Source organism: Paraburkholderia sacchari (assembly GCF_000785435.2).
In the GTDB taxonomy this organism is placed as follows: Bacteria; Pseudomonadota; Gammaproteobacteria; order Burkholderiales; family Burkholderiaceae; genus Paraburkholderia; species Paraburkholderia sacchari.
Window position 1 is genome coordinate 555254 of the sequence record NZ_JTDB02000004.1, and the last position, 14030, is coordinate 569283.

At 61.3% G+C, this 14030-nt stretch carries 11 protein-coding genes; 4 read left to right on the top strand and 7 right to left on the bottom strand.

Annotated features, from left to right (window positions below; translation table 11 throughout):
- Positions 1-219: 219 nt before the first annotated feature.
- Positions 220-834 carry a response regulator transcription factor gene (locus NH14_RS18110; RefSeq protein ID WP_244143486.1) on the bottom strand — a complete coding sequence of 205 codons (615 nt, stop codon included), beginning with the start codon at positions 832-834 and terminating at the stop codon, positions 220-222.
- A gap of 549 nt (positions 835-1383) precedes the next feature.
- On the opposite strand from NH14_RS18110, the gene NH14_RS18115 reads away from it, so the two are divergent.
- Positions 1384-2796 carry a DUF2252 domain-containing protein gene (locus NH14_RS18115; protein WP_035530490.1) on the top strand — a complete coding sequence of 471 codons (1413 nt, stop codon included), beginning with the start codon at positions 1384-1386 and terminating at the stop codon, positions 2794-2796.
- Between the two features lie 76 nt (positions 2797-2872).
- Here the strand turns inward: NH14_RS18115 and NH14_RS18120 are convergent, their stop codons facing one another.
- The 4 genes from NH14_RS18120 to NH14_RS18135 all read right to left on the bottom strand — a co-directional run bounded on the left by NH14_RS18120 (position 2873) and on the right by NH14_RS18135 (position 7610).
- Positions 2873-4159, bottom strand: a complete 1287-nt coding sequence (locus NH14_RS18120; protein ID WP_035530493.1) for an anaerobic sulfatase maturase — start codon at positions 4157-4159, stop codon at positions 2873-2875.
- A gap of 55 nt (positions 4160-4214) precedes the next feature.
- The gene (locus NH14_RS18125; RefSeq protein WP_035530495.1) at positions 4215-5291 is read right to left on the bottom strand and encodes an HAD family hydrolase; all 1077 of its coding nucleotides are present in this window, start codon (positions 5289-5291) and stop codon (positions 4215-4217) included.
- 116 nt (positions 5292-5407) lie between these two features.
- The gene (locus NH14_RS18130; protein WP_035530497.1) at positions 5408-7105 is read right to left on the bottom strand and encodes an arylsulfatase; all 1698 of its coding nucleotides are present in this window, start codon (positions 7103-7105) and stop codon (positions 5408-5410) included.
- A 133-nt stretch (positions 7106-7238) separates the two neighbouring features.
- Positions 7239-7610, bottom strand: coding sequence for a response regulator (locus tag NH14_RS18135; protein WP_052148313.1), 372 nt, complete (start codon positions 7608-7610; stop codon positions 7239-7241).
- Positions 7611-8022: 412 nt separating this feature from the next.
- Between NH14_RS18135 and NH14_RS18140 the strand changes: the two genes are divergently transcribed.
- The 3 genes from NH14_RS18140 (at position 8023) to NH14_RS18150 (ending at position 9911) form a co-directional block, all read left to right on the top strand.
- Complete coding sequence (locus tag NH14_RS18140; protein ID WP_035530499.1) at positions 8023-8796, top strand: DUF2092 domain-containing protein; 774 nt, start codon at positions 8023-8025, stop codon at positions 8794-8796.
- A gap of 4 nt (positions 8797-8800) precedes the next feature.
- Complete coding sequence (locus NH14_RS18145; RefSeq protein ID WP_035530501.1) at positions 8801-9289, top strand: hypothetical protein; 489 nt, start codon at positions 8801-8803, stop codon at positions 9287-9289.
- Between the two features lie 121 nt (positions 9290-9410).
- The gene (locus NH14_RS18150; RefSeq protein WP_035530503.1) at positions 9411-9911 is read left to right on the top strand and encodes a hypothetical protein; all 501 of its coding nucleotides are present in this window, start codon (positions 9411-9413) and stop codon (positions 9909-9911) included.
- Between the two features lie 208 nt (positions 9912-10119).
- Here the strand turns inward: NH14_RS18150 and NH14_RS18155 are convergent, their stop codons facing one another.
- Positions 10120-12147, bottom strand: coding sequence for an alkyl/aryl-sulfatase (locus NH14_RS18155; RefSeq protein ID WP_052148314.1), 2028 nt, complete (start codon positions 12145-12147; stop codon positions 10120-10122).
- Between the two features lie 130 nt (positions 12148-12277).
- Complete coding sequence (locus NH14_RS18160) at positions 12278-13984, bottom strand: ShlB/FhaC/HecB family hemolysin secretion/activation protein (RefSeq protein WP_035530505.1); 1707 nt, start codon at positions 13982-13984, stop codon at positions 12278-12280.
- Positions 13985-14030 lie beyond the last annotated feature (46 nt).

Here is a 14030-nt window from a genome sequence, read left to right on the forward strand (position 1 = left end):
TATGCGCGGCAACGGCTGGCGACAAAAAATACCCGAAATAAGTAGCGCCAGTCCTTGTTTTCAATAACCGAAGCGCGGCTGCAATTGCGCGATTGCGGAATAGCTTATTCCACATGGGAATTAGCGGCACGCCGGTGAGAGACATTCGGCGCATCGGGCGCGAATATTCGCGCTCCGGAAAATCAAGCGGATTCGTGCGCTGCCACACGTAAATAAACGCTACTGCATGAGCGGCATGCTTATCATCGATTCGGCGCGGCGCAGCAATTCGGCCAGCGAGGTGGCCTCGAACTTTTGCATCAACCCGGCCCGGCAGCTTTTGATCGTGCGCTCGGAAAGCCCGAGCTGCGCGGCAATCTGCTTGTTGCGCAGCCCGCCGACGATGCCGCGCAGCACGGCCTTCTCGCGCTCGCCAAGGTCGACGCAGGGCTTTCCGCCTGCCGCAGGCGCGTCGTGCAGCGGAGCCTGTAGCGCCGCATCGAGCGCGTCGAACAACGCGCGCCGGTCGAACGGCTTGAGCAGGAAGTCGATAGCGCCCGCCTTCATGGCCTTGACCGTTCTGGGAACGTCGCTATAGGCGCTCATGAAAACCACGGGCAACGCGCGCGGATGGCGCAACAGCGCCTGCTGAAGCTCCAGCCCGCTCGGCCCGCCCAACTCGAGATCGAGCAGGATGCAGCCCTGGCGCGCATCCGGCTCGCTGACCAGATATTCGCCCGCGGACGCATAATCGCGCACGTCATAACCGGCGCCGTGGAGAAGGCGCCTTAATGCAACTCGCATTGACGCGTCGTCGTCCACAACGTGAATCACCGTATTTTTATGCTCGATCACGGCTCTCTCCAATGTCGTGCGGCGCACCGATTTCATTCGGGTACCGCCACAATCTTAGACGATAAGCACGCGGGTCGTAAGCTAACGTCATATCAACCCGGTATTCGCCGCCGCACGCACGTTTATATCAGCAATTCAAAATCTGCACACCGGGTCTGCCAATAATGTATTCGTTCTTACCCTGGGCGGGAAGCACGGGCGCAAGTGTACACTCCGATTGCGAAGACCCGGAGCTTTTGCGTAAAAGGCACAAAAAAGCCAAAAGGGCCGAATAAAAAAACGAGTACCGGGCCAATTGGCCCGGCCCGGTCTCGGTCATGCCGAACACCTGGTAAAACCGCTCACTGCGATACTCCGCCATGAGTTGCCGTGCCGTAATCGGTCAACAGGGGTTTCCCATGAAGCGCCCGCACGCTCGCAATACGATCAAAGGGTTCGATGCTAGACTTCTTGCCGTCGGCCTCAGCCTGTCACGGGTCCGACGGTGTGCCGCCAGGCACAACCACACCGCTCGCGCTTCGTCGCAATCAACAAGATAAAGGTGTCCTCATGGCAGAAATACCAAACTTGGAAACGCGGCAGACCGCCGGCCGCGCGGCGCGGAAAAATGCCAAGCGATCCATGCACGCCAAGGTCGGCAATGTCGACCGCGACCCGATTGCATTGCTCCAGCAAAACAGCGCGGGACGCGTGGACGCACTCATTCCGCTGCGCTATGGGCGCATGTCGGTTTCGCCCTTTACTTTCTTTCGCGGCAGCGCGATTCTCCAGGCCCACGATCTGTCCGGCACCGTCAATTCTGGCATTGTGTTTCCGATCTGCGGCGACGCGCACCTCATGAATTTCGGCGGGTTCGCCACGCCCGAACGGCAACTCGTGTTCGACCTCAACGACTTCGACGAAGTCGCGGTCGGCCCGTGGGAATGGGACGTGAAGCGGCTCTCGGCGAGTCTCGCCATCGCGGGCCAGCACATGGGCATCGGGCGCGGGCCGATCAGCGAATTCATAGCCACCGCCGTGCGCGAGTACTGCGACCGCATGCGCGAATATTCGGAGTACAGCACGCTCGATCTCTGGCACGAGATCGTCACGTTCGAGCGCATGATCGAAAGCGCCGAAAGCGAGGATGGGCGGCGTGCGATCATCAAGGCCAAAGAAAAAGCGGAAGGTCGCACCAGCGAAAGCATGCTGACGAAAATGGCGGCCCAGATGGACGGTCAGTGGGTTCTGCAAGACGCCCCGCCCGCGCTGTTTCACCCCGTCGGTCCCAATACGCTGCTCGGCAAGCATGAAGCGTGGTCGAACACGCAGGCCTGGGAAAACAAGCTCGCTGCCGCGTTCGATGCATACCTCGATACGCTGTCGCCCGAGCGCCGCGCGCTCGTCGGGCAATTCGCGCTGCAGGACGTGGCGTTCAAGGTCGTGGGGGTCGGCAGCGTGGGGACCTTCTGTCTCGTGATGCTGCTCATCGACAGTCACGGCAAACCGCTCTTCCTGCAGGTGAAGCAGGCGCGCGAGTCGGTGATCGCACAGCACTTCACCGCCGACGGGCTCGCGCACCAGGGCCAGCGCGTCGTGACCGGGCAGCGGCTGCTCCAGGCGGCCAGCGACGCATTCCTCGGCTGGACCACCGGACCCGCTAATCGCTACTTCTATATTCGCCAGTTGCGCGACATGAAGATATCGGCCGAAGTCGAGCGCATGGACAACAATCTGCTCAAGGGCTACGCACGCCTGTGCGGCTGGGCGCTCGCCCGCGCCCACGCGAAGGCGAGCGGCAAGGCGGTGGAAATTTCGGCTTATATGGGCAACGGCGACCGCTTTGCAGAAGCGCTGACCGAATACGCGTTCGCCTACGCCGAGCAAAACGAGAAGGATTACGAGACCTTCATCAAGGCATGCCGCTCGCGCAAGCTCGAAGCCCGCAGCGACGAAGACATGGCCGCGGACTTCCGCGTCTGAAGCGAAGCACTATGGCCCTTGCAGGCCGTTCCATGCGAGACCCTGCGCGTCTCGCATGGATTATGCCCGTGGCCCCTCAGGCCGGGCGCGCGGCTAGTTGACGGAGCGTCGGTCCCGCGTGATCGTGAAAGCGGCGGATGCCAGAGCACAGATAATTGAGTCCGGGCTCGCCTTCCGGACTCCGAATAAAGCGGTTCTTCGGGCACTCGCCCCAGCACAGTTTCAGATGCTTGCATTGGCGGCAATACGCCGGCAATGCATCGCGCTTGGCGTAACCAAACTTCTGCTGACGGGTTGAAAACGCCATTTCGCCAAGGTGCGTGTCGCGAATGTTGCCCAGCGCGTAGTCGGGGTAAACGTAGTGATCGCACGAGTACACTTCGCCGTCGTGCTCGATGGCGAGCGCCTTGCCGCAAAATTCGGCGGTAATGCAGGTTTGCGCCGGCATGCCCATGGTCTGCACCACAGCGGTCTCGAACAAATTGACCAGCACTCGCCCCACGTCCTTTTTGCACCACTCGTCGAAGGTTCGCGAGAGAAAGTAGCCCCAGTCGTCGGGGTCGACCGACCACTCGGTCACCACCGAGTCGTCGTTGCCGGGCTTCGCCGCACTGCTTCCCAGCACGGGCTGGCCATTCTCCGGCCAATGCTGCGGCGCCACGCTGCGAAAATCCTTGGGCTCGACGCAAGGAATGAACTGCATATACGTGGAGCCGAGTTCGTTGCGAAGGAAACGATAAACGTCGACAGGCCGTTTGGCGTTGATCCGGTTCACGACCGTCAACGTGTTGAATTGAACGCCGTGCTTGCGCATCAGGGCCGCGCCACGCATCACGTGATCGAACGTCGGGCGGCCCTTGCGATCCACGCGCATGGGATCGTGCAGTTCGCGCGGACCGTCGATGCTCAGACCCACCAGAAAGTCGTTTTCCTTCAGGAAGGCGCACCATGCATCGTCCAGCAGCGTGCCGTTGGTTTGCAGGTCGTTCGAGATGCGCCGGCCCGGCGGCGTATAGCGCTTCTGAATCTCGACGATGTCGCGGAAGAAGTCGAGGCCGAGCATGGTCGGCTCGCCGCCCTGCCACGAGAAAATGACCTCGACGCCGTTTTGCGCTTCGATGTATTGCCGGATATAGCGCTCGAGTGTCGAAGGCCCCATGCGGCGCCCGCGGTGCTGTTCGAGCAAATGCTCCTTGTGGAGATAATAGCAATACGTACAGTCGATATTGCACGTCGAGCCAATCGGCTTGGCCATCGCGTGAAAACGCCCCTTTTGCGCGGGCGCCACCGGTTCGAGTCCGGCTGGACGTTCCGCGAAGAAGGTCACAGGGACCTCAACCGCCGCTTCACTATTTTCGCGCATCTCAAGTCCCCTGCTATTCAACGCCATTGCATAACACCCAGCGCACAATTCACGATTACTGCCCGTTCGATTTCGGCGCGGGATAAACGGTCTTCCAGTCCTGCTTCATGCTGACGACAACCCAGCCGCGCGCCTGCGCTTCGTCCCAGGCCTTGTCGAGCGTCGCCGATCCCGCCTTGCGGTCGTACGCGAATTCGCGCGCTGCATCATCATGATGGAGCAGCAGGCCGAGCGAAGGGTCGGTGCCTCCGGTCGTGTATTCGAGCATCTCGCGATCGCCATCGGAATTGCCAAACGCGAGAATCGGCCGGCGGCCGATCGCGCGGAAAATGCCCACGGGCTTGCCGGCCTTGTCGTCGATGAAGTCGAAGCCCGGCTGGCGAACCAGCACCGGCTTGCCGTCGCGCACTTCGTACTTGAGCTTTTCCTCGGTGCCCACCATGTGCTCGGGCGCGATGCCATAGGCTTCGCTCGCCCAGACGCGCATGAATTCCGCCGTGCCGCCCGACACGATCCAGACCGTGAAGCCGTTTGCTTTCAGCAGATCGAGCAATTCGAGCTGCGGCTGATAGACGAGATCCGTATAGTGCCTGCCGAACTTGGGATGCTTCGCGCTCGCGAGCCATTTGCGGATGGACTCGTCGTATTCGTCGGTGGTCATGCCGCTGTTTGCCGTTTCGAGCAGTTGCAGCAGCGCTTTTTGATTCCTGGCGAGCGCGGCATTGTCGTGCGCCATCAGCGCCTTGAATGCAGGGTTTTTCTTCCACTCCGGATGTTGGGGCGCCACCGCCTTGAGCTGGTCGATCATGAACAGCGCCTGGAACGGCATGGGCTGCTCGCTCCACAGCGTGCCGTCGTTGTCGAACACGGCGATGCGCGCCTCGGGCGGCACATAGGAGGGCGAGCCCGGTTTCGCTACATCGGCCACGAACTTGAGCACGGCGGCGCGCGCCGCGCTGTCCTGCCACGAAGGCAAGGCCGCAGCCGTGGGCGCGATAGCCGCAACCGGCTGCGAGGACGCCTGCGGCTCGTGACTGGCGCAAGCGCCGAGCGCGAAACATGCGCTTAGCGCGATGCCTGCAAGGCGCAGCATCGCGCCGCGCGAACGTTTATAGGGCTGGCTGGTGTGCATCGTGAATCCGATTGTTTTGCGTTACCCAAAAGGAAATGCGGACAAGCGGTGCGCGCCGCCTGGGCGGCACTGCCGCTTGTCCGCAACCTTAGCGCAATTCGCTATGGCTCAGTGCATCAGTTGCCCGTGGGCATCGGAATGTTGAAGCCGTTCTTGCCAAGCTGATCGCGAACATACTGGAAGCGCTCGTACTGCGTGAGCGTGATCGGACCGGCGTACCCTTCGCTTTGGGCCTTGCGCGGCGGATACTGGACGTAGGTTTTCATGAGGTTCTTGACTGCGTCGCCGAACGCCGGCAGCGTCCAGGTGTGCTCGGTGAAGTTGTTCATGAAGATGTCGTAGCGCTCCTGCGGATCCTGATACAGATCGAACATCTGCGGCACCGTCGCCACGTAGCTATCCGGCCCCTTCCAGCCGAGGTTGGAGTCCACCGCGAGGCCGCCCGTCTTCACGCCGCCGTCGCCGCGCAGGTTGAACACCGCCTTGAAGCGGCCAATGCGCACCGCGCCCGGCGTGAGTTCGTTCTCCGTGAAGTAGAACCACGAATTGCGGCCGGCCTTGCCCGTGCCGAACAGCACCGGCGTCATGTCGTAGCTGTCGAAGATGATGGGCTTGCCTTCACGGTCGTTCTTCGGCAACGCAACGCCGCCGAGCTTCGCGAACGTGGCCATGAAATCGAGGCCGCCGAGAATGTCGTAGTTGCGCCGGTTCGGTTTGATCTTGCCCGGCCACCAGGCAATGCACGGCACGCGTGCGCCGCCTTCGCGGTCGGTGCCCTTGGTGCCGCGGAACGGCGTGTAGCCCGCGTCCGGATAGACGTCCTGCCATGCGCCGTTATCGGTTGTGAAGATCACGAGCGTATTCTTGTCGAGCCCTTTCTCGCGTAGCTTGTCCATGATGCGCCCGACGCGCGCGTCGAGTTCGACCATCGAATCGGCAAACTTGGTCTTCGCCTCCGACTTGCCGATGTAATCCGGATCGGGCATGTTGGGCTGGTGGACCTTCATGAAGTTGATGTTGATGAAGAAAGGCTGTCCCTTCTTCGCCGCATCATCGATGTCTTCGAGACCCGCCTTTTCGATGTATCGGTCTACGAATGGAATGCCAACCACGCCTTTATCGGGCGTATTCACATATTCGCCATTGACCTTGAAGTCTTCATGCGGCTTCTGACCAGCCTTGCCCGAGAGCATGCCGCGCGTGACCTTGGCGAACATCGCGCGGGTCTTGTCGTCCATGTCCGGGAACCACTTTGGATCCGTGTACGTGTAGGCGTTCAAGTGATAGAGGCCGACGTATTTCATGTCGTCATAGCCCTGCGCATTGGGCAGCGCGTAGTCCGATTCGCCGAGGTGCCACTTGCCCGTGAAGTACGTGTTGTAATTCGCCTGCTTCAGGACCGACGCCAGCGTCCATTCGGCATGCGGCAAGCCTCCGCCCTGCCCCTGGAACGCCACCGTGGTCATGCCGCTGCGGTTCGGATTGCGGCCCGTCTGAATCGCTGCGCGACCCGGCGTGCAGCTCGGCTGACCGTAGAAGTCGAAGAAGGTCATGCCTTCGTCGGCCAGGCGGTCGAGATTGGGCGTTGCCGCGCCGCGCCCTTCGCCGCCGCCATATACTCCCAAATCGCCCCAACCCACGTCGTCGGCCACGATCAGCACGATGTTCGGACGGGGGGCGTTCTGCGACGCGTTCTTTTGCGGCGTTTCCTTCTGCGCGTTGCCGTTTATCGCCAAAGCCAGCAGACCGGCCGCCGCCAGCGCAAACGGCGCCCGCTTGGTGGCGAAGCGCCACAGCCGTGAATCAGATTTCATACGTTTCCCCTCGGTATCGCTCGAATTAAACTTGGGCTGCTATCCGCTTCAATTCGAACGTCATGGAAGCGGAATGAATAAAATTTCGGACTCCCTCACGGCGCGGGACATGCATCGTGCATTGCACCGATTCTCAGTGGGATGCCCCGGTTGCTTTCAAAACCTCCCTGATCAGGGCGTCGCCGAGAAACGGCTTTGTGAGCACCGTATGCGCGCCGGCGCCTTCAATGGCGCGGCGCGTGCGCACTCCGTCGTATGCCGTCATGAAAACGGCAGGCGGACGCGGCAAATGCAAAGTGCCGTAAAACGCGGGCCCGGAAATACCGGGCAATTGCACATCGATGACAAGGCAGCGCGCTTCGCTGGCAAATTCGAATACATTGCTGTCCTCCGCACTGTGGAAGGAGCGTGTGCGAAAGCCCGACAACCGGAGCAGGCGTTCGACAGCGCGACGCAGGCCGGAATCGTCCTCCACAATCACGATCAATTGCTGCTGCTCGTCCATGCGCTGCCCACGTAGATCCCGCATAGCCTGGTTGGCGAGTGTCAAACCGATGCATGCGCAGCGCCATAGGGAGTCCGGGAAAGTTATCGTCACCCAGGGGCAATGGGAAACATACGGGCATGCCCATTCACTCACCCCTTTTAATTGCGATCCAGCCTCGTCTGAATTGTTTTATTTAACGCGAGACCCAGCCGCCTTGCCCAGAGTGACGCAAATACGCGTTTCACTCCATAGGGATTCGGGGCAAATGAATTTCCCCTTTGGGCAATATCGGGAAGACACCTTCCCTTTCCCAAATACGGCCATTACATTACGCACTGCAAGTGCGATGCTCAATACCGCTACGTGCGTGCTGCAACGGCGCTTTCACATTTTCTTGTGAAGCTTCTCGTTCAGACGCCGGGAGAAAACGATGAAGATAAGAGTTTCATGCATGCTCATGCTGGCCGCGACGCTTGTCTCGCCACATGTTTTCGCGCAGGCATCCGCGCCGGTCGCGGCGAGTGCCGCCACCAGTCCGGTCGACCCCGCCTCGGTCGCCGCGCTGCAGAAGATGGGCGCGTACCTCCAGTCGCTCAAGCGCTTTAGCGTCACGACCCACCTCACCGGCGAGCGCGTGCTGGAAGACGGCCAGAAGCTGCAGCACACAGCCAAGGCCGAAATCGACGTCGATCGTCCGAACAAGATTCACGCCGATCTGTCGAGCGCGCGCAACGAGCGCGAGATCGTCTTCAACGGCAAGGACGTCACGCTCTATACGCCCGAGCAGAAGTACTACTCGACGGTCGCCTTCGAGGGCACGATCAACGATCTGATCGACAAGCTCGGCGAAAACTACGGCGTGGAGATCCCGCTCTCCGATCTGTTCGTATGGGGCACACCCAATGCGCCGACCGACCAGTTCGAATCGGCGATGTTCGCGGGCCAGGACTATATCGGCGACACACTGTGCGACCACTATGCGTTCCGCCAGAAGAACGTCGACTGGCAAGTCTGGATCGGCGCGGGCGCGAAGCCGTTGCCGTACAAGATCGTGATCACGCGCCGTGATGACGACGCGCGACCGCAATCCGTTTCCGTTCTCGACTGGTCGACGAATTCGAGCTTCAAGGATGCCGAATTCACGTTCCATCCGCCGGCAGGAGCGAAGAAGATCGAACTCGTTCCCGTCAAGAATAAGGGGTAAGCCCATGAAGAACGCTATCAGGCAAATTCCCTCCCGTCTCCTCGTCACGGCGCTCGCCGCCTGCATGACACTGGCCGTTCCGACGCTGGCCAACGCGCGGCCCGGCGGCGGCGCACATGTCGCGCGCGGCGGTGGTGGCGGCGGTCACGGCGGCGGCCGCGCTCAGGTCAACAACAGCTCGCGCCGCGCCGACGTACGCACGAACAACGTCCGCAACACCAGCGTGAACAACGTGAACGTGAATCGCAACGTCAACGTGAACGCGAATGGCGGCTATCACGGCGGCTGGGACAACGACTATCACCCGGTTGCCACCGCTGCCGCCGTCACGGCAACGGTCGCCGTCACCTCGGCCGTGGTTGGCTCCATCGTTCATTCGGTGCCATCGAACTGCGTGCCAGTGAACTATGGCGGGATGATCTACCAGCAATGCGGCAGCACCTGGTACCAGCCGCAGGGATCGCAGTACATCGTGGTCAACGCACCGTACTGACCGCACTTTGCTGTAGACGTGCGCGCTGGACGCAGGTGAGCGCGGATGAACGCCGTTGCGCGGGCCGTGGTGGCTCGCGTAACGGCGCGTTTGCGAATATCGACGCAGACCGGAGCACGCTATGAGCCATGTGACCGAAAAGCTAAAAGAAGAATTCCTGAAGGTGCTGCCGCCGACGATCTTTTTCTTCGTCATCCTTCATATTGTCTCGCTGATCCGCTCGCTGATGGTCAAGGGGACCGGCATCGAACTACCCACCTCGGCTTCGATCCTGCTGGCCTCGCTGATTCTCGGCAAGGCCGTGCTGATCGCGGACATGCTGTCGTTCATCAATCGTTTCCCCGACAAGCCGCTGGTCTGGAACGTCTCGTGGAAGACGGTTATCTATACGCTTGTGGCGCTGGTGATCCATTATCTGGAACGGCTCTACGACTACTGGAAAGAAGCGCACAGCTTTGCCGCCGCCAATCACCTGCTGTTCACCGAAATGAACTGGCCGCGCTTCTGGGCCGTGCAGATCCTGCTGCTGACGCTGATCTTCAACTATTGCGTGATCGCGGAACTCGCGCGGGCGCTCGGCAAAGGGCGGCTCAAGAAGATGTTCCTTGGCCCGATCCACTGATTCCCGGGGCGCCGGCCGCCCGCATCTGCACACATGGACTCGATCATTCCCCCTTGTCCATATTGATAGCTATGCGCCGCTCAGCGCGGAATCTATGATGCTTTGTGAGGGTGGTTTCGCACTCCTCGAGTCTCCTCAAACCATTAGCCCGCTTTGCGCGGGCCCGGGCAAGCGCTGGCGCGATGCCAGCTTGCGAAAGTTTAATTTCTTACTTCACGCGGTTTTCCGGCTGCAGCGGCAACACGAGATTCATGTTGTTCTTCAGATCCAGCGCGAAGATGCCGTTGAGCTTGCCTACCGCCGCCTTGTCGCCAGTGATCTTCGCCTTGCCGGCGCTTTCCAGTTCATCGAGCGACGACTTGCCCGAAGCGAAAGCCAGCAGATCCGCCTGCGAAATTTCCAGCGTGGCGTCGGCCTTCGGCGCCTGGAAATCGGGCACGCGGTTGAACACGCCGTTATGCAGATCCAGTGCGAACTTCGCGCCGCTCGTGAGCTTCAGGTTGATCGTCGCGTTGCCGGCCTTTTCGGCCTTGATCTGGTCGACCAGCATGCCCAGGTAGTTGATGAACAGCTCGGGCGGCAGGGCCGCGATCACTTCCGGCGAAGCGGTGCTCAGCTGGTTAGGAACATTGCCGCCCTTGCGCAACTCAACTGCCGCGCCCAGATACCAGTTGCGGTACAGGGCGTTCTCTTCCTGGTAGCCCAACTGCTCCATCGCATCGGCCATCAGGTAGTTCGCGTCCTTGTTGCTGCCGTTATAGGCAACGATGTTGTTGAGCAGGTCGACGGTGAAGCGGTAATCGCCCTTCTTGAAGCTCGCCAGTGCGGCGTCGATCACCTTCTGCTCGCCACCCATCGCTTCGACGTAGCGCTTGCCGCGCTCCGCATCCGGGTAGCGCGCGAGTTCGGCGGCGTTGCCGTCGTACCAGCCCAGATTGCGCACGTAGGTCGACTTCAGGTTGTTGCGCGTGTTGCCGTAGTAGGGGCGGTTGTCCCACTGGTTGAAGACCGCCTTGGGCAATTGCGCGTGCTCGGCAATGTCGTCCGGACGATAGCCGTAGTTTGCATAGCGCAGCGTGGTGTCGTAGAGCGACTGATACACGTCGCGCTGGTTCTTCAGGTACTCGACCACGTTCTGGTTGCCCCACACCGGCCAGGTGTGCGGCCCGAACTGGACTTGCACGTCGCCGCCCCAGCGCGCCACAGCGTCGCCGATGTACTTGGCCCAAACCTTCGCATCGCGCGTTTGCGCGCCGCGCAGCGTGTAGATGTTGTGCTGAAGGTGGTTGACATCCTCGGCCATGGAAAGCGCTTTCCACTGCGGGATGTACATGACCATTTCCGAAGGCGCTTCGGATGCCGGCGCGAGGTAGAACACGAAATCCACGCCGTCGATGGTGACCTTCTCGCCGTCCTTCGTGATCGATTTGTTGGGAATCGGCAGCCCCGACTTGTCGTTGGCGAGCGCCGGTCCCAGCGCGCCGGTGATGATGCCGCGCTCGCCCGGCTGCAGCACGTTGCCATACTGATAGCCGGCGCGGCGCGCCATGATGTTGCCAGCGCTCACGTTCTCGGCAACCGCTTCTTCGAGGAAGCCTTCGGGCGCGATCAGCGGAATCTTGCCGCTCTTGAAGTCTTCGGGCTTGGCAAGACCTGCATCGAAGATGCCGTTGACGCCGCCGAAGTGGTCGGCATGGCTATGCGAAATGATCACGCCGCGCAACGGCTTCTTGCCGCGATGCTGTTCGTACAGCGCGATCGACCTGGCCAGCGCCTTGGGCGAATACTCGACGTCGTAAAGCACGATGCCGGTATTCGTTTCGATGATGGTGAGGTTCGAGAGATCCTGGCCACGCACCTGGTAGATGTGGTCCGTGACCTTGAACAGGCCGCCGTAGTTGGCCAGTTGCGCATGGCGCCACAGGCTCGGGTTGACGGAGTCCGGGGCCTTCTTGTCCTGCATGAAGTTCATGCCGGTGGCGTCGAACACGCCGCCATCGATGTTGCCGTTATTGGTCAGCGGTGCGATCAAGCCCTTGCGGGAATCCTCGAAGGCGGTCTTGTTGTTGAAATCCAGTTCGTTGTAGACCGCTTTGTTCGCGTCGCGCGTGAAGCTGGTCGCGCCCTTGGATTCGGCAGTGAACGAGTAATTGTCCGCCTGTTGTGCAACGGCAGCGAGGGGAACGCTCAACACGAGGATGCCGAGACCGAACAATTCAGAGGTAATGCTGCGCACGTCGAATGCTCCTTTTAGCGGTTTTGACGAAATAAAGCGTCAAACAAAAATTGCACCGGCCGACATTCGCATATCGCCCGGTGCGGAAATATAAAAAATTGGCTCGCAGCTCGACCACTGAGCGCCGCCTTTAATACGCCTTGCGCAATTGCAGCCAGCAGTGCGCGGAGGTATTGGCCCGCGAGCTGAGGATTTCCGGCGCGCGCCCGAACGGGAACGCCACGCTGGCGCTCACCAGCAGCTTGTACGGCCCGTTCCATTGCACGCCGAAGCCCGCGCTGCTCAACTGGCCCGTGTTGGGCCCGGGCACGAAGGTGTTCTTGTATTGCTGAACCCAGCCCGTATCCACGAACGCCGAAAACTGCCAGAGGCCCGGAATATTCTGGAACGTCGCATCGTGGCGGTATTCGATCGTCGCCAGATAGCCCCGCGAGCCCGACAGCACGCCCACGTCGTAGCCGCGCACGCTGCTGGGACCGCCCAGATAAAACTGCTCGGACGTATCGAGGTTCTTGCTCGAAGTCTGGCCCGAGAAGCCGAAGTACAGCGCGTCGTTGCGCGAGAGCTGCTGCAGTCGCGACATCGACAGTGACAGCTTCACGTAGTGGCCCGCCGTGTCCGAACCCAGCTGGTCGATGATGTCGGTTTGCCAGTTGTTCGCCGAAAGCACGCCATACGTCATCGAGAGGCGCGCGTTCGACACGCCGTACGCATCGAGCTCGTCGCCCGCGAGTGTGGGGGTCACGCTATGGGTGTGGCGATCGTTTTGCAGTCCGATGATGTCGATGTTGTCGTTAAGCCTGCGGAAGTCGTACTCGAGCTGCCCGTAGAGATTGCCGCGCGTATTGCGGATGAACGGATGCGAAAGCACCGCACCCGCAGTGAAGGCGGAGCCGTGCGAGTCGAGGGCTTCGAGGTCGTTGCCGAGGCGATAGTTGAGCGCCGAGACCGTGGCCCCGAGCGTCGTGCCCTGACCGTTGAGCAGGTAGCGGTAGTCCATGCGCCCATAGGTCATGCCCTCGCCCGTCGTCAACGCGCTGAAGTCCAGCAGGTCGCCCTGGTTGAACACGCCGTTGATGTTCAGGTTGCCGCTGCCGCGCTCGCGTCCGCTGTACGGGTCGCCGAAGTTGTCCACGCCCGCGTCGCCAGTCACACGCTGCTGCGGCGTCACGTTCACGAGCAGGTCCGAGGTGCCCACCTGCTGGCCGGGCCGCATCGTCGAGGCCACTTCCGCGCCGGGAATGTCCTGCATCAGCAGCAGCGTGCGTTCGAGCTGGAATTCGCTGACCGGCTGCCCCGGCTGCAACGCCGCGAGCGTGCTGTTGATGGGGCGCGGCGCCACGTTGCTCTGGTTATCCACCGTGATGGCGCCGTAGCGCGCCTCGGCCACGTCGATGCGCACCACGCCGTTGTCGACCTTCTGCGCGGGCACGTAGGCGGTCGCAAGCGGGAAGCCGTGCTGGTGATACACGTCGCTGATGCGGTCGGCCAGCGCGTTGAGATCCGCCACCGTGAGGTTCTTGCCCTCGCTCGGCGCAACCACCGCGCGCAGCGTCTCGGTGGGGATTTCGGTGTTGCCGGTGATCTCGATCTTCTGGACCGGGAACGTCTTCGTGTTGTCCGCCTGCGCCTCCTTCGGCTGCTCGATAGTGAGACCGAGGTTCGAGGGAGGCGGCTGCATCGAGGGCGGCTGCACTTGCTGGAGCAGTTGGCCGCTGCCGCTGTTCGGCGGCGCGCTGCCGCGCACCTGTGCGTGCGCGGCCAGCGCCGTCGTGGCGAGCGTGATGGCGAGGCAGGTTCGTGTTGTTCTCAAGCGGTTCGAGCGAGTCTCGATCATGGTATCTAATGCCTTGGGTCGCTTTGTATCGCTTTATGTTGCTTCG